General features: G+C 43.2%; 14 protein-coding genes. 9 read left to right on the top strand and 5 right to left on the bottom strand.

All coding sequences use genetic code 11. The features are described from left to right. Positions 1-2: 2 nt before the first annotated feature. From QR721_RS13750 to QR721_RS13735, 4 genes are read right to left on the bottom strand one after another with little or no spacing between them, the layout of a single operon-like run. Entirely contained in the window at positions 3-1,484 is a 1,482-nt protein-coding gene (locus QR721_RS13750) for a Na+/H+ antiporter subunit D (protein ID WP_348027960.1), read from the bottom strand. Then, positions 1,477-1,815, bottom strand: a complete 339-nt coding sequence (locus QR721_RS13745; RefSeq protein ID WP_348027958.1) for a Na(+)/H(+) antiporter subunit C — start codon at positions 1,813-1,815, stop codon at positions 1,477-1,479. Before QR721_RS13745 ends, QR721_RS13750 begins: the two co-directional genes overlap by 8 nt. Positions 1,816-1,818: 3 nt before the next feature. Continuing rightward, the gene (locus QR721_RS13740) at positions 1,819-2,241 is read right to left on the bottom strand and encodes a Na(+)/H(+) antiporter subunit B (protein ID WP_348027956.1); all 423 of its coding nucleotides are present in this window, start codon (positions 2,239-2,241) and stop codon (positions 1,819-1,821) included. Beyond that, entirely contained in the window at positions 2,238-4,631 is a 2,394-nt protein-coding gene (locus QR721_RS13735; protein ID WP_348027954.1) for a Na+/H+ antiporter subunit A, read from the bottom strand. The genes QR721_RS13740 and QR721_RS13735 overlap by 4 nt, the downstream gene beginning before the upstream one ends. Positions 4,632-4,851: 220 nt before the next feature. Here QR721_RS13735 and QR721_RS13730 point away from each other — a divergent pair, with 220 nt between their 5' ends. Both QR721_RS13730 and QR721_RS13725 read left to right on the top strand, forming a co-directional pair. Next, entirely contained in the window at positions 4,852-5,526 is a 675-nt protein-coding gene (locus tag QR721_RS13730) for a universal stress protein (protein WP_348027950.1), read from the top strand. A 327-nt stretch (positions 5,527-5,853) separates the two neighbouring features. Continuing rightward, positions 5,854-7,344, top strand: coding sequence for a glucosyltransferase domain-containing protein (locus QR721_RS13725; RefSeq protein WP_348027948.1), 1,491 nt, complete (start codon positions 5,854-5,856; stop codon positions 7,342-7,344). 188 nt (positions 7,345-7,532) lie between these two features. On the opposite strand, the gene QR721_RS13720 is transcribed toward QR721_RS13725, so the two are convergent. Then, positions 7,533-8,033: a hypothetical protein gene (locus QR721_RS13720; RefSeq protein ID WP_348027946.1), complete on the bottom strand. Its 501-nt coding sequence runs from the start codon at positions 8,031-8,033 to the stop codon at positions 7,533-7,535. Between the two features lie 171 nt (positions 8,034-8,204). Here QR721_RS13720 and QR721_RS13715 point away from each other — a divergent pair, with 171 nt between their 5' ends. The 7 genes from QR721_RS13715 (at position 8,205) to QR721_RS13685 (ending at position 17,242) form a co-directional block, all read left to right on the top strand. After that, positions 8,205-9,137 carry a YybS family protein gene (locus QR721_RS13715; RefSeq protein ID WP_348027944.1) on the top strand — a complete coding sequence of 311 codons (933 nt, stop codon included), beginning with the start codon at positions 8,205-8,207 and terminating at the stop codon, positions 9,135-9,137. Positions 9,138-9,194: 57 nt separating this feature from the next. After that, positions 9,195-11,180 carry a DHH family phosphoesterase gene (locus QR721_RS13710; protein WP_348027942.1) on the top strand — a complete coding sequence of 662 codons (1,986 nt, stop codon included), beginning with the start codon at positions 9,195-9,197 and terminating at the stop codon, positions 11,178-11,180. Further along, positions 11,177-11,623: a 50S ribosomal protein L9 gene (gene rplI / locus QR721_RS13705; protein ID WP_348027940.1), complete on the top strand. Its 447-nt coding sequence runs from the start codon at positions 11,177-11,179 to the stop codon at positions 11,621-11,623. The genes QR721_RS13710 and rplI overlap by 4 nt, the downstream gene beginning before the upstream one ends. Positions 11,624-11,758: 135 nt before the next feature. Continuing rightward, entirely contained in the window at positions 11,759-13,120 is a 1,362-nt protein-coding gene (dnaB, locus tag QR721_RS13700; RefSeq protein ID WP_348027938.1) for a replicative DNA helicase, read from the top strand. Positions 13,121-13,406: 286 nt separating this feature from the next. Beyond that, positions 13,407-14,108 (top strand): response regulator YycF, encoded by a 702-nt coding sequence (gene yycF, locus QR721_RS13695; RefSeq protein ID WP_348027936.1) that lies wholly within the window; start codon positions 13,407-13,409, stop codon positions 14,106-14,108. A gap of 9 nt (positions 14,109-14,117) precedes the next feature. Beyond that, entirely contained in the window at positions 14,118-15,950 is a 1,833-nt protein-coding gene (gene walK, locus QR721_RS13690) for a cell wall metabolism sensor histidine kinase WalK (protein WP_348027934.1), read from the top strand. Beyond that, positions 15,950-17,242 (top strand): YycH family regulatory protein, encoded by a 1,293-nt coding sequence (locus QR721_RS13685; protein WP_348027932.1) that lies wholly within the window; start codon positions 15,950-15,952, stop codon positions 17,240-17,242. The genes walK and QR721_RS13685 overlap by 1 nt, the downstream gene beginning before the upstream one ends. The last annotated feature ends 3 nt before the right edge of the window (positions 17,243-17,245 follow it).

Genomic DNA, 17,245 nt, shown 5'->3' with positions numbered 1-17,245 from the left:
TTTTAATTGCGGTTTAAGACAGCTTCAATATATATTTTAGGATTCATAAGTACATCAGTCGCCGCTGTTACATAGCTGGTAAATATCTCTGCTCCCAAACCAAGAGCAATGGTCCCGATTGTAAGAATGACAGAGGGTATATAAAGACTGGCAGGCAACTTTACCTTCTCATCCTCACCAATAATCGTCTCTCCCCAAAAACAGCTGAGGAACACTCGAACGAGCGAATAGAGTACGAGTAAGCTTGATAAAAAGGCAAAAGCCAATAATACATAAGAACCGTTTTCTATTGCGCCTTCACCAATCAGGAACTTCCCTATGAATCCGGAAAAGGGTGGAATTCCGGCAAGGGAGAGCATAGTGATGAAATAAAGCACACCAAGAAGCGGGTAATTACCAATCAGTCCACTCATCTTTTCCATTCGTGTTGTGCCCGTTGCAATTACCACCATTCCACCAATCATGAAGAGAAGAGCTTTTACAATCATATCGTGCATAAGGTAATAAATGGCTCCTTGCAGTGCGGCTTCTGTTGAAACAGCGAGAGCAAGAAAAATAAAGCCTACAGCGATAACGACGTTGTATACGATAACCTTTTGAATACTGTGATAGGCTATAGAACCGAGACATCCACCGACAATAGTTATAACGGCTAGAATCCCTATCAGCTTGTGTGTCACTTGTGGTTCGTGATAGAAAAGCAGGGTGAAAAAGCGGAAAACCGCATAGATTCCAACTTTTGTAAGAAGGGCCCCGAATAGAGCAGCAATCGCTGGTGGCAGTACACTGTACGAATCAGGCAGCCATATATATAGGAGTAAACCTGCTTTAATACCGAATACAAGCAGGAACAGCAGGCTTATTGTAGTGAGTAATGGTGTTTGCCCTGCTTCTGCGATTCTTTCTGAGAGATGGGCCATATTCAGAGTGCCGACTGTGCCATATAAAAAGCCGATAGACACAAGGAAGAACCATGAAGAAATTACATTGACCGTAATGTAAGTTATAGATGCTGTAAGCTGACTCTTGCCTCCAGCGATAAAGAGAAGTACATATGAAGCGACAAGCAACACTTCAAAACAAACAAAAAGATTGAACAGATCACCGGTTAAGAAGGAACCGTTTACTCCTGCGACAAGGAACAGAGAGAATGAATAGAAATACTTTGACTCGAGGTCTCTCCCAATTGATCCAAATGCAAACATTAAGCAAATTGCAGCTACGAAGCTTCCAACAGCAACAAGCAGCATTGCAAAGGAATCAGCTACGAATAAAATTCCGTACGGGGGTTTCCAACCTCCAAAGTCGAGACGCAGTACACCGTGTACCTGGATTTTTTCAAGAACATAAATGGATATACCTGAGGTAATGATTAGGGCCAAAACGCTAATTGATCGCTGCAAATGGATGTATCTCCTGAAAAAGACAAGCGTTATGGCCGTAAGGAGCGGAACGAGTACCGGCAGTACAATGATGTTATTCATGATTCGACCTCCTTAGCTGATCAATCTGGTCGTAACCTGTCTCCTGATAGGTCTTGTAGGCAACGACAAGGAATATGGCAGTGACCGCGAAACCGATTACAATAGCGGTTAAAATAAGTGCTTGCGGCAGCGCGTCGACATAGGCGTCCTCCGGCTTGCCGACAAGGGGTTCACGCCCTGTCTTCAAACCGCCTAGCGCCATTAATAGAATGTGGACAGCGTGGGAAAGCACAGAGGTCCCAAGGATGACTCTAAGGAGTGATTTTGACAGTAACAAATAGGTTCCGACAGTTACAAGAACCCCGGATAGGATAATCATCATAGTTTCCATAGGCTAAACATCCTTGCTTATGCTTGTAATTATAGTTACGACAACACCGAAGACTGCGAGTGCTACACCGGCTTCAAACAATGTCATCGTGCTGATTTTCACTTGGTTGAAAATGGGCAGGTGCAGTTTGAAGGAACTCATGTTCAAAAAAGGCTTGTCAAAGATTAGAGCAGCGGCACCTGTCCCTACGACAATAAGAGCACCGACTGCTGCTACAATCTTAAGGTCAATGGGCAACCCTCTTGTTATTGTTTCTATATCAAAGGCGAGTAGGAGCAAGACAAGGGCTGACCCAAGCATGAGGCCGCCGACGAACCCACCACCTGGCCCGTCATGCCCAGAGAAGAAAAGGTAGACTGCAAATGTCAATATGATGAAAACGACAATTTTTGCAGCAGCTCGCAGTATGACATCATTTATTTTCATCTGTTCTCCCTCCTATGTCCTGTCACTTTAATAAGAACATAGACACCGAGACCTGCAATAAACAATACAATTGCTTCGAGCATCGTATCAAAGGCTCGGAAATCGCCTAGAATTGCATTAACTATGTTCTCTCCGCCAGAAAGTTGGACGGAGTCTTCAAAGAATGAAGAAATGGAATCAAATTGAACAAAGCTCTTCACAGCAAGAGCTGTAATTGTGAAAATCGTACCTGTTGCTGTTGCGATTAGTAATTTTGAAACACGTTTCTTCTTAGTTGTGTTCTCAATTTTAAGAGAAGGCAGGAAGTAGAAACTCGCAAGAAACAAGGCTGTCGTTACGGTTTCGACAACAAGTTGGGTGAGCGCAAGATCTGGTGCACGGAACAACACGAAGAAGAAGGAAATGGAATAACCTAGAACTCCATTGAAAATGACTGATGTAAGCCGTGTTCTTGAAAGGACAATACCGATTGCTGAAGTAATCATTACAGCGGTCATGATCACCTCAAAAAGCTCTAGAGGTGCATCACGCGAAAAGTCAATCTGGAATCCGCCTTGTACAAATAGCATTGGACTGATGAGAAGAGCAAACGAGACATACACATAGACCAGATAGTCAGTCGTATACCCGGTCATGTAGAGACGTGTACTACTACCCGCAATGTGTTCAAGAGAACTGAGTATTTTTTGATAAAGAGCATCGATTGTCAATCCGTCTGGGAGCAATCGATATATTTTTTTCCAAACGGAAAGAAAAGCAGTAATTAAGATGCCAAGCAAGATAACAGCAAAAGTCATGAACAGTTCAGGCGTCCAGCCATGCCAGACTGATATTGTAAGCGGATTCATTTGCGGAGCACTTGGCATTATGCTTAAGAGTGCCGGGTAAATGATGTAGTCGCCGAGAACGTTCGGCCAGATGAAAATCAATATGATGATTATTGCGAGAAGTGCCGGAGCAATGAGCATGCCAATCGGAGCTTCTTTCGCCTTTTGGTTAAGCAAGTCGGGTTGATGCTTACCTAAAAATGTCTGGAATACAATAATCATTGAATAGACAAATGTCATCACACTTGCTGCAACAGCTATGACTGGCAAGAAAATACCCCATGTTTCTAAAGAGAATATACTTAGCTCGTTCACCTTCAACACCTCGGTGAAAAACATTTCTTTACTCAGGAATCCGTTGAAGGGTGGCAGACCAGCCATTGAAAAGCTGCTGATAAGGGTGATAACAAATGTGATCGGCATCATGATATACAGGCCACCGAGTCTTTTTAGATCTCTTGTCCCCACAGTAGAATCAACAATTCCGACGACCATGAATAATGAACCTTTAAAGGTGGAGTGGTTGATAAGGTGGAATAGAGCTGCAAAAAGTGCTGTTCCAGAAAAGCCTGTCAGGCCGATATTTCCTGTATGCAATGCATACGAACCGATGCCAAGCAGACTCATTATCAGACCAAGCTGACTGACTGTGGAGTACGCAAGCAATGCTTTAAGATCTCGTTGCCTGATTGCAATGAAAGAACCCCATAGCATTGTGACCATCCCTGTAACCGTGATAATCCAGAACCAGAGTGTACTTCCGCCAAAGAGAGGCGTAAAGCGAGCAACAAGGAAAATTCCAGCCTTGACCATCGTAGCAGAGTGCAGATAGCTACTAACAGGCGTTGGTGCTTCCATTGCATCGGGGAGCCAAATGTGGAATGGAAATTGAGCAGACTTCGTAAATGCTCCAAACAAGAGAAGAAGCATCACGGGTACAAACAAAGGATGGTTTTGCAGGATGTTCACCTGCTCGATTGTTTCGCGGATACTAAATGTACCAGTAACTTGATGAATCATCAGGAAGGCGACAAGCATGCCAATCCCTCCGAAGACGGTTATCAACATGGATTTAAGAGCACCGTAACGAGAACGTTTGCGATGATACCAAAAGGCAATCAGCAGGAAGGAAGTAACACTAGTCAGTTCCCAGAACGTATAAAGGACGAGCATATGATCTGAAAAGACTACCCCGAGCATCGCACCCATGAAGAGCAATAGGTATATATAGAATACATGAAGCGACTGTTCAGATTTCATATAGTAAATGGAGTAGAGAATGACAAGGCTTCCAATTCCAGTGATCAGAAGACCGAATAGCAGGGAAAGACCGTCTGCATAGGCTGAGAGGTATAAATCAAATGATGGAATCCACTGCACGGTTTCTATAAAGTTCTTTCCCTTGGAAATTGAAGGGATATACGTACAGAGAGAAGCAAATAGTATCAGCGGAAAGGCAAGTACAAACCACCCGAGGTAATTTTTCGCGATTGTGTTTCGCGAAATAAGGATGAGAAATGCTGCTATAAACGGTGTGGCAATAATTAAGAAGATTGGAATCAAAGGCAACCACTCCAAACGATATGCAATTTCACCTTTTTCCTATGCTTGAAGCAAGGGAAAAACGATGATTAAGTTAATTATAAAGCATTTTCCACCCAATCATCCGAAAAGATACGAAATTGTCACAATTCGAATTTTAGCTTCTATAGCTAATTTGTATTGATTCCTGTATGCTATATGCAATCTGAGAGCAAAGGTAATAATTGAGGTGATGGAAAAAATGAAGATGGCAAAGGGTCGTATGGACGAGAAGATACTAGTCTGTGTTTTTTACGGACCAAATGGTGAAAGATTGATTAAAAGAGGACATAAACTAGCTAGTTTGCTCGACTGCCCGTTGTTCGTCCTTACTGTTGATTCTCTCCCGCAAGATGAATTCGATGCGGAAAAGTCTGATTTTATTAAAGAGTGGTCACATTTATCTGAACAGCTCGATGCAGAGGAATTTATCGTTCGCGATAACGAAAAGAGAAGCTCCACCAAGGCTATTGCCGAGGTTGTCAACACCTATGACATTACACAAGTGATTATTGGGCAATCTCCGCAAAATCGCTGGGAAGAGATTACCAAAGGCTCCTTTACGAATGCGTTATTACGTGAACTGACTTTTGCAGACATTCATATTGTTGCTGTAGATAGAACGATCAAGAATCGAGAAGACGCTATGTATGATAAAGGGGTCCGTTGCTACCTTGTGCAAGATAAGGACTCAAAAGACATTCGTCTTAGCTTTCACCATCCAGGAGACTTTCTTCATGAAGGTATTTTTTATAAAGAAACCGGTACGGACTTCAATAAAGGGATTTTTAAATTTATTTATCAAGGCAAAACTTATGAACTTAGTGTAACCGGTGATTGTATTGAAACCCCAGAACGTTTACCCAAGCAGCTATAAAGCACTTGCCTTAAAGCTTAATCCGCAAGAGAAACAGGTTAGTAAGTCTTTTCTGTTTATATAATTTTGTCGGACTTCGTGATAACCTAATCCTCTTCATGATAAGAGGCCTGGCCAGTAATAATTTAGAACTCCTATATTTTTATCGAATGTGGTTCACAACAAATCCCTCTTACTTTCAATAATGCATATTAACAGGGGTTAAGGTGAGCCTTTTTTCTATAACTTCAATTTAATGAGTCAGGCGGAAGAAAAAAACAATTAAGGTTGTGACATAAGAGCTTTTTTACTATTATGGAGGGAGACATACATAAAAGGGGAAAAATTGTGGGGTCAATAAAAGTATTTTTTAAAAAGAGATCAACACTGATTGCCATGGTGGCGACAGTCTTATCTGGTTTACTAATTCATATGTACAAGTTTGTAAATCATTTGCCGAACTGGGACAGCATGTATCTGATTAAAGCCAGTATAAGGGGCATGTCTCATACAGGTAGATGGTTATCTGGCCCATTGGCTAATACAATATCTTCGGAGTACTCACTGCCTTGGGTCGTTGCTCTGCTTTCACTTTTGTTTTTATCGCTGTCGGTTGCTTTGCTAACAGACCTTTTTGAGATTGAAAAACCATTGTATATTGTATTGGCATCTGTTCTATTGACAAGCTTTCCAGCCGTTACAGCTACTTTTGCGTACATGGAGTGGGCCGATGTTTATTTTCTAAGTTTTTTACTTGGTATTCTTGCTGTGTACATCTCTGTCAGGGGAAGAAGAACTTTATTGCTATCGGGGCTCCTGATTAGCCTCAGTATGGGGATTTACCAAGTTTATCTAAGTACAGCTATTATTGTTTTTCTGCTTTATATATTCAAACGTTATCTTCTTGATGAAGAGCATTTTGTCAATCTGTTGAGGGTCATTAGGAAGTTCAGTCTGAGTGTCATAATTGGAGGTATTGTCTACTTCGTTGTCAATAAGCTGAACCTTACTTTCTGGGGGTTGGAACTGTCTAACTATCAAGGTGTGAACAGTGTCGGTTTGTTGGATGCAGAAGGATATGTACAGGCATTTGTAAAAACATTCAAGACGCTCGGTCTGTTATTCATGGGTTCCAAGGAATTCTCATTTTATCTTCTATTAAATGCTATATTCCTAGTCCTTCTTATCTTGCTGACATTTATCGTCATTTTAATGAATAGATTTAAAATTGGCAAACTGATCGGACTCGTATTTTTTGGGCTAGCCCTTTTTGTCGCAACTCATATTTACTATTATGTCTCTGAAAGTGTCCAATATCATACACTGATGATGATTAATAGTTATTTTATATATTTCCTTGCTGTTCTTATGCTGACAAAGCTGAAAATCCGAATTCCAAAGGTAATTGTTTATACGGTGATCCCTGTCTTTGCATTATTGAGTTATCATAATTTCGTAAATGCAAACATCGCTTATACACAAATGCAGATGAGCTATGAAAAGTCCTATTTTACTGCAAATGAGATTATGAATCGGATGGATGCTTTAAATGATGGTTCCATTCATGAAATCTATATATATGGGAAGGCGCAAAAGGAGTCAGATAATATTAAGACACTGCCCGTGATCATGGGTGCTTCCTCGGATGCTTTTCTTAGCTTTGAAGACCATTATGTACGTTTCTTCAACTACTATCTCGGCAGACCATATGAAATTGCTGATGAGGAGAAAAAGGCACAGATCAGAAAGAGTACAGATTTTAAGAAAATGAATGCCTATCCATACGGTGATTATGTAAAAGTAATTGATCATACGATGGTTGTTCGTCTTTCGAAATGATTAAATACCCGGAGTCAGAAGGGAACTGACACCGGGTATTTTTATAAAAGTGTTAGAATTCTGCGCTAAGAGAGCAGAATAAATGATGCAGCCGTTAGAATAGATCAACAACTATAAGGAATAATCCAGAAAGTACAAAGAATCTGCCATTAAAACAGCTGCAGCCAGCAAAAAAGGACGCGAATCATTCATACAGATTCACGTCCTTTATTATGCTCTTTGCTTCGTCGTGGAGGATAGTGCTGAATCATGATACAAAGCTGGAGGAAAATAAATAGGCTGGACACGAGGACCATAAGCCATGCCGATAGTGAAGTGAAAGAAATCACAGTGCAGACCATGACAGGCCAAGTTGCAGCAAACACACCAAGCTTCCACATTGTCTGAAAGCGGAATTTACGTTGCTGCCATTTCGCAATCAAGAGTGCGGCCCAAGAAATGATGGAAAGGGCGAGAATTACCATAAGAAGGAGCGGTATATAATAAAATATAAAAAAATATATTAGCCGGAAGACTAGGTTTAGTCCGAAGTCGAACTGATCGGAGCTGAAGAATCCTGGAATTGAAATGATTGCTGTCATGATACAAAGGTAAATAATTGCCCAGTCCATCCCAGTTCGGTTCAGTTTGAACATAGCCTTTTTGCTGGGAAGCTGTGAGCTGAATAGGAAAATTCCCCACAATTGCATGCAATCGACCCTCCACATCTGTTTGAGTCCAGTATATCATTAGAACAGACGGCTTCTGTTAACATATTTGCTGTAAAATCTGTTATCATATTATAATAGTTCGCAACTTTATATAATTAAATTGCACAATAAGAATATGCATGGACTTAGTGCCATGCAAGAGGTGAAAAAATGAATCAATCGAGGAAAGTGACCGAGGGTGCCCTGATGATTGGGATATTTGCGATTTTGCTCGTCGCTTCACTATTTGTCCCTGTGATCCGGATTTTTATTCTCCTCGTCACACCGCTGCCTTTTGTCATATATGCGGCACGGCATGGTTTGCAGTCTTCCCTGCTCATTATTGCAGGTGCTCTAATCATTTCTGCATTTATTGTACCGCCTGTATCCATACCTATTGCTTTTGCAACGGGAATTGGGGGCGTGCTGATCGGGCATGCGATTTTTAAAAAAGCAAGCCCATACGAGGCCGTTATGAAAGGTACAGCCGGCTTTGCAGCTTCTACTGTTGTCATGATGGCCGCAGCACAATTGCTCTTCCAAGTAAATGTGCTTAAACTAGTTGATGAGGCAGTGAACCAGTATACGAAGACGAGCATAAAGATGCTGGAGAGCACAGGAGCTTCCAAGGAACAAGCAGACCTTTTCTTAAGTCAAGCAAATCTGATTAAGGATCTTGTTCCAGCCAGTCTTATTCTCACTTCAGGAGTCGCAGCGTTCATTGTGACATGGCTTGCATTCAAGCTATTAAATCGTATTGATGGCAAAAAGCTGAAGTTCCCAAGATTCAGGGATTTGCAGCTGCCTTCTGGGGTTGTATGGTTGTACTTGGCTGCAATTGTCTTTGCATTCGCTGTAAGAGAGCCTGGGACGGTTCTCTATATCATTGCTACCAATGCAATGATTCTGCTTGAAGTCCTTGTGATTTTACAAGGAATCTCCTTCTTGTTCCACTTCAGTTGGAAAAAGAAGATTGCCACGGTCTGGCCGGCAATCATTACGATTATTGCGCTGATTTTGCCGCCTGTTCTTTACATTGTCCGTTTTATTGGAGTTCTCGATATCGGGCTGCGCCTGCGGGAACGAATTCCCCCAAAACAGTGACGCATTAGCAGGCTGAATGAAAAAATAATGGTAGTCACGCATTAGGAGCTGAATGTTATGCCCGATTTACAGAAGAAGCCGGATCTGAACAGGCATTTATGGATCATCTATGCTGTATCGATCATATTGCTCGCTCTCGTCTGGTTCAATTCGTGGACAATTGGTCTAGTAATGACATTCTTCGTAGCGGCTTCCTTTTATTATAGTGTTCAAAGGGAAAAGATGCTGCAGAGTGAGACGGAGCAATATATTTCGACGCTTTCATATCGAATCAAGAAGGTTGGAGAAGAAGCACTTCTTGAGATGCCAATCGGAATTATTCTCTATAGCGAAGATTACAAAATCGAGTGGACGAATAGTTATTTGAACCAGTTTGCTGAGGGACTTACAGATGAAGAAACACTTGTAGGCTGTTTTCTCCACGCACTTTCTGATGAATTGATCCCAATGATCAAAGAGAATAAACAGGAAGTGTGGATTTCGCTTGGCGATGTTATGTTCCAGACGACGATTAAGCGGGAAGAGCGTCTTCTTTACTTGTTTGACCGGACGAAGCAGGCAGGAATCGAAAACCGTTATTATGCGGAACAGACAATGCTCGCAATTATTTATCTTGATAACTATGAAGAGATTACCCAGACGATGGACGACACGATGAAAAGTCAGCTGAACTCCCAGGTGACTGCAGCATTGAATGATTGGTCGCATCAATATGGGCTCTATTTAAAACGTACTTCACAGGAACGGTTCCTCGCTGTCGGTAATAATGCGATTCTTGAAAAACTTGAAGCAGGGAATTTCGATGTGCTTGATATCGTCCGTGAGATGAATACGGAACAGAACAATCCAGTAACACTCAGTATCGGTGTCGGAGCAGGGAATATTTCACTTCCGCAGCTCGGTCAGCTCGCCCAGTCGAATCTTGATTTGGCTCTCGGTCGTGGTGGTGACCAGGTAGCAATCAAGGATGATAGCGGGAAAGTAAGGTTCTACGGTGGTAAAACGAACCCTATGGAAAAACGCACTCGAGTTCGCGCTCGTGTTATCTCTCACGCGCTGAAAGGTCTGATACAGGCGAGTGATAATGTCATCATTATGGGACATAAGGCACCAGATATGGATGCAATCGGTGCTGCAATGGGTGTACTGAACATTTGTAAACGTAACGAAGTCGATGGCTATATCATCTTTGACCCGGATGATGTACATACCGGGGTGAACCGCCTTATTGAGGCGATCAAGGAAGATGAAAATCTTTGGGAGTCGTTCATCAGTCCGGATGAAGCGGAAGCGATGATGACAGAGCGGACACTTGTTATTGTTGTAGATACACACCGTCCGTTCATGGTAGCTTATGATAAGCTGCTTAATAAGACAGATTACAAAGTTGTCATTGACCATCATAGACGCGGTGAGGATTTTATCGAAAATCCGACACTTGTTTATATGGAACCGTATGCGTCCTCTACAGCGGAACTAGTCACGGAATTGCTGGAATACCAGCCGAAGAAGCGGAAGCTGTCAATGCTTGAAGCAACAGCACTGCTTGCGGGGATTATCGTTGATACGAAGAGCTTCACGCTCAGAACGGGCTCACGCACATTTGATGCAGCTTCTTATCTCCGCTCGAAAGGTGCGGACACTGTTCTTGTTCAGCGTTTCATGAAGGAAGATCTGGAAGTGTATGTGAAGCGCAGCAGACTTATTGAACAGACGACCGTGTATCGCGGCAGTATTGCCATTGCCAAAGGAGAAGAAGATGTCGCCTATGATTCCGTCCTTATTGCTCAGGCTGCAGACACTCTGCTCACAATGAGCGGTATCAATGCATCCTTCGTAATTACGAAGCGCACTGATGACCGAGTCGGAATTAGCGCCCGCTCCCTTGGGGATGTCAACGTCCAAGTCATTATGGAAAGAATGAACGGTGGCGGTCATTTGACAAACGCTGCTACGCAAATTGAAGATACAACTGTAAAAGATGCTGAAATTCTTTTGAAGGAAATTATAGATGAGTATTTTGAAGGAGGAGAAACTTCATGAAAGTCATTTTCACAAAAGATGTAAAAGGTACAGGCAAGAAGGGTGAAATCAAGGAAGTATCTGAAGGCTATGCACGCAACTTTCTCTTGAAGAAAGGCGTTGCTGTTGAAGCGACAGCTGCTAACTTGAATACCTTGAAAAATGAAAAGAAGAAACAAGCCCAGCAAGAACAGCAAGAGAAGGAAGAAGCAATCAACTTGAAAGATAATCTTGCGGATTTGACTGTTGAAATTAAGACAAAATCCGGTGAAGGCGGACGTCTTTTCGGCTCCATTACGAGCAAACAGATTGCAGATGAACTGAAGAAACAGTTTGGTTATAAGATTGACAAGCGTAAAATCGAGCTAGCAGAACCAATTCGTGCGCTCGGCTATACGACTGTTCCCGTGAAATTGCATCACGAAGTGGAAGGCTCTGTTAAAGTTCACGTTAAGGAGCAGTAAGACTCTGTTTGGCTAGTACGGACGGGCAGGGAGGTTCATCCTCTCTCCTCTTCCTGCTTGCAAAAACGGTCGGGATCCGCCTGGCGGGTCTTTTTTTGTTGGTTGCAGTGGTTTCCAAAAGTGAGGGAGATGCAAATGAGTGAGATGTGGAATGACCGGACACCGCCTCACAATATAGAGGCCGAACAAGCTGTACTCGGGGCTGTTTTTCTTGCGCCGGAAGCTTTCTCGACTGCCTCTGAGATTCTCATGTCCGATGATTTTTATAGAGCAGGGCATCAGCGGATTTTTCAAGCAATGGTCACACTGTCAGACAAGGGGGAACCGATTGACCTTGTCACGGTGACGACATTGCTTGCCAACCAGAATACGCTTGAGGAAGTCGGCGGTGTTTCGTATTTAACAGAACTGGCAGAAAGTGTACCAACAGCTGCGAACATCGGTTATTACAGTAAGATTGTAGAAGAGAAAGCTCTGCTCAGGAGACTGATCCGGACAGCGACCGATATTGTAACGATAAGTTATGAGAAAGAGGATGAGGTAGAAGACGCCCTCAATGAGGCGGAGAAGAACATTCTCGAGGTATCCAATCGACGCAATAGCGGAGCTTTTAAAGCAGTAAAAGATGTACTAATCGATGTTTATGACAATATCGAGCAGTTGCACAATCGCAAAGGCGACACGACAGGGGTACCAACAGGATTCCGTGATCTGGATCGTATTACTTCAGGGTTCCAGCCGAATGATCTGATCATTATTGCGGCTCGCCCATCCGTTGGTAAGACGGCGTTCGCTCTGAACGTCGCTCAAAATGTAGCGGTTAATACAGATGAAAATGTAGCGATTTTCAGTCTGGAGATGGGGGCAGATCAGCTCGTTTCCCGTATGCTTTGCGCCGAGGGCAATATTGACGCTCAAAGACTTCGAACAGGGAACCTTGAAGCCGAGGACTGGAGCAAACTGGCAATGGCGATGGGAAGTCTTTCGAATGCTGGTATTTTCATAGATGACTCAGCAGGTATCCGAGTTGGGGAAATCCGATCAAAATGCCGCCGCCTTAAGCAAGAGCATGGGTTGGGCATGATCATGATCGATTACTTGCAGCTTATTCAGGGAAGTTCACGCAATCAGGAAAACCGCCAGCAGGAAGTATCGGAGATTTCTCGTTCCCTTAAGGCGCTCGCCCGTGAACTTCAAGTGCCGGTTATCGCACTTTCCCAGCTATCTCGTGGTGTGGAATCACGTCAGGACAAGCGCCCAATGATGTCCGACTTGCGTGAATCCGGGAGCATTGAGCAGGATGCCGATATCGTCGGCTTCCTGTATCGCGACGACTATTACGATACCGAGTCGGAGAAACAGAACATTATTGAAATTATCATATCAAAGCAGCGTAACGGTCCAGTTGGAACAGTCGAACTTGCCTTCGTGAAAGAGTACAATAAGTTCGTCGATCTTGATCACCGGTACAGCGACAGTGATATCCCGCCGGCCTAGTGCCTGGCAAAGAAGGTACGAACCTCATTAGAGAGGTTCGTGCTTTTTTGTGTGGGAAAAGATTATCCGCTGCCTATTTGCCGGGATCGGGACATTCACCCGGCCTTTGCACTAGAGAATCTAGTGTTTTCATGTCGATAGTCTGTTAATATGGTACTTTCTGAACAAAGACTTTTTCTGCAAATTACGGTAAAATAGAGAGAATGATAGTCTGCTCAATTTACCTACATGCTAAGGATTTTCAAAGTTTGGTCATAGATGAACTAATAGAGAAGGATGTGTTCTTTTGAGTAAGATTTTAGTAGTGGATGATGAACAACCAATTGCAGATATATTGAAATTCAATCTTGAAAAAGAAGGTTATGAAGTGCTCGTGGCAAATGATGGTGAAACGGCTATTGAATTAGCTGAAGAGGAGCGTCCGGACCTCGTTCTGCTCGATTTGATGTTGCCGGGGAAAGACGGCAATGAAGTATGCCGTGAAATTCGCAAGACACAGACGATGCCGATCATCATGTTGACTGCGAAAGATTCCGAGATCGATAAAGTGCTTGGACTTGAGCTCGGAGCGGATGATTATGTGACAAAGCCGTTCAGCAACCGTGAATTGATTGCACGTGTTAAAGCGAATCTGCGACGTCAGCAGCAAGTGCCGGAGGATGAAGGTTCTGAATCGAAAGATATTGAAATCGGTTCGCTTACCGTACACCCGGAAGCGTATTCAGTATCAAGAAACGGTGAACAAGTCGATCTGACACATCGTGAGTTTGAATTGCTGCATTATTTGGCCCGTCATATCGGACAAGTAATGACACGTGAGCATTTGCTCGAGACGGTTTGGGGTTATGACTATTTCGGCGATGTACGGACAGTTGATGTAACAGTAAGAAGATTGCGTGAGAAGATTGAAGAGAATCCGAGCAACCCGTCTTGGATCGTAACGCGCCGCGGAGTCGGCTATTATTTGCGCAATCCTGAGCAGGAGTAGAGACGTAAGATGAACAAGGTGGGCTTTTTCAAATCCATCCAGCTGAAGTTCATCATTATTTACATCCTCTTGCTTCTTGTCGCAATTCAGGTTATCGGTTCCTATTTCGTCAGACAGCTTGAAACAGAACTGATCGATAACTTTAAAACATCGATCAATGACCGAGTGAAGCTGCTCACATATAACCTTGAACAGGCCTTCAAAAAAGAGAGGCCTGAAGATGGGGGCCTGACGTTAGAACAGGATATGCAGAATATCGTCGATGAAATAAAGCCGGAGTCGATTACGAAATTACTCGTAATTAACAATCAGAGCCGTGTACTGGCAACGAATGACTATCAGAATATGGATGTCATTGGCAAGAAGACGACAGAGGATATGGTCCAAAAAGTACTCCTTTTCGGTACGCCGAGTGAGGAGAGAGTACTGCAGGCGGGGACTGACCACCGGCTCTATGTAAAGGCCGCCCCAATCCGCTATGATGACGGTACGACTGCAGGTGTCATCTATTTGGAAGCATCGCTGGAAGGTGTGTATAACCAGCTCGAGAATATTAATGAAATTTTCTTCAAGGGTTCCATTCTTGCAATCATTGTTTCTGCCTTTATCGGGATTCTTGTAGCAAGAACGATTACAAAGCCAATTCTCGAAATGCGGCGCCAGGCCCAAATCATGGCGACTGGGGACTTCACCCAGAAGGTAAATGTATATGGAAGTGACGAAATTGGCCAGCTTGCCGAGACATTTAATGATCTGAACGACAAGCTGAAGCATTCCTACCAGACAATTGAAGAAGAGGAACGCAAGTTGAGTTCCGTACTTGCCAACATGTCTGATGGTGTAATTGCGGCGGATAAAACTGGCGCAGTTACGCTTATGAATGAAGCTGCGGGCAAATTGCTCGGCCGTCGTCCGGATACTGCAATTGGCGAGTTTCTTCTTGATGTTCTTCAACTTGAAGAGAAGATTGTAGATGTTGATGAACTTCAGGAAGGCGGTTCGACAATTATTGATTTCAGTGAAGACGATGATATATCGCTCATCAGAGCCAACTTCTCGACTGTTTCCGACGATGAGGACGATATAACAGGCTTCATTACAGTAATCAGTGATGTTACAGAACAAGAGAAAGATGAGCGGGAACGCCGCGAATTTGTTTCCAATGTATCTCATGAGCTCCGCACACCACTTACGACGATGCGTAGCTATCTCGAAGCATTGCTTGATGGTGCTTGGGAAGATAAAAAGATTGCTCCGAATTTCCTTAATGTCGCTCAGACAGAGACAGACCGGATGATCCGTATGGTCAATGACTTGTTGCAGTTGTCACGCATGGATAATAAGGAACATGCATTGAAAAAAGTACGTGTTGATTTTATTACGTTTATGAATCAGGTAATTGATCGATTTGAAATGAATCTTGATGAAGAATCGAATATTACGTTGGAACGCCAACTGCCTGAGGGTCCATTCTTTGTCTGGATTGACCGCGATAAGATGACGCAAGTACTCGACAATATTATCTCCAATGCGATCAAGTATTCACCAGGCGGGGGAATTGTCGGATTCAAGGCGGCTAAATTGCGCCAGCAACTCATGGTCAGCATCAGCGACCAAGGAATCGGTATTGACTATGATAAAACGGATAAGATTTTTGAACGTTTCTACCGGACTGACAAGGCACGCACTCGCAAACTTGGCGGAACCGGACTTGGTCTAGCGATATCCAAAGAAATTGTTGAGGCACATTACGGTAGAATCTGGGCTGAAAGTGAATTAGGTAAGGGAACGACGATACATTTTGCATTGCCGCTGATGAACGCAAAGCGGAGGGATAAATAATGAAGATGGAGACATTCAAGTCGATTGCACTTTTTTTCCTTGTCGTTGTGAGTCTCCTGCTGACGCTCAGCCTGTGGAATGAATCGCCGCGCTACAAGGAGCGGCTGTACAGTTCTTCATATGTTAATGAGGTTGACGTCGGCGGTAAGGAGTATAAGAAAAAGGATATTATTGATCCGAATCAAGTGCTCTTTCATAATCGGGATTCAGTGAAAGGATTTGAATTCCCGAAAGACGAGAAAGAATTTTATATAGAAATGAGTTTTTGGTCATTGCACGATTTCTCGACAGGTGAAGCTGAATGGAATCGTAAGAAGCGGAATGAGATTGAGGTAAGATATCCGACTCCGGTTCCGATGAAACTGCTGAGCAGCCTGTTTACGATGGATGATGAGGTATTCTTGCCCGCTTGGTCGTTTAACCGTGCATTTATCACTTTCAACCAGGCTTCTACAGCAATGCAGATTAAGTTCCTTTCTGCAGATGGTGCCTATGAAGCAACGGCTACAATTAATGATACAGTCCAGTACAAACGGCTAATGTCCTACTTTGAAACTGGAAATGACCTGATTGATTATATTCCCTTCGGCGATGGGCCGGCACCGATCTACATTCCGAAGGGAGAACAGACAGTGCTGCAGCGTTCCATGGGTGCGCAGATGATTGATGAGAAGAAATTCGTTAATGCACTGTTTAAGAAGCCGTCAATGGTTAGCAAGAACACAGGAGAAGCCTATTATCTTGATGGCCAGCGAGGCATGCGTATCCTTCAGAATAAGAGAAGTATGGAGTATATCAATCCAATTGAGTCAAATAAAGTATCTATGGATCCTGCTGATCTGATTGATAAAAGTGCTACGAACATCAATGAACATAAAGGCTGGACAGCGGATTACAATCTCTTCCAAGTTGATCCGAAGACCAATACGGTTCGATATAAAATGTATTACAAGGGTTATGAGGTTTTTAACAATAATGGACTTGCGACAATAGAACAAATTTGGCGTAATGACCAGCTCTATAAGTATCGCCGTCCCCTGTTCTCGCTGAACAATTCACTTGGAGGGGATCCCATTACACTTCCATCGGGTCAGGAGTTGATCCGGGCACTCAAGGAAAATTCCGATTATGATTTATCCGGGATTCAGGATATTCGTATTGGATATCATCTCGAGTATCCAGAATCAGATGCTCATAGCGTTATTCTCAGACCCAGCTGGTTCATGGATTATAAGGGGAACTGGCAAGAGATTAAAATTAATAAACTCCGTAATGAGGAAGGGGCGGCTTAGATC

The organism is Aciduricibacillus chroicocephali (assembly GCF_030762805.1).
Classification (GTDB): domain Bacteria; phylum Bacillota; class Bacilli; order Bacillales; family Amphibacillaceae; genus Aciduricibacillus; species Aciduricibacillus chroicocephali.
Note: the sequence above shows the minus strand (reverse complement) of the source record. Positions and strands in the feature narration are given on the sequence as shown.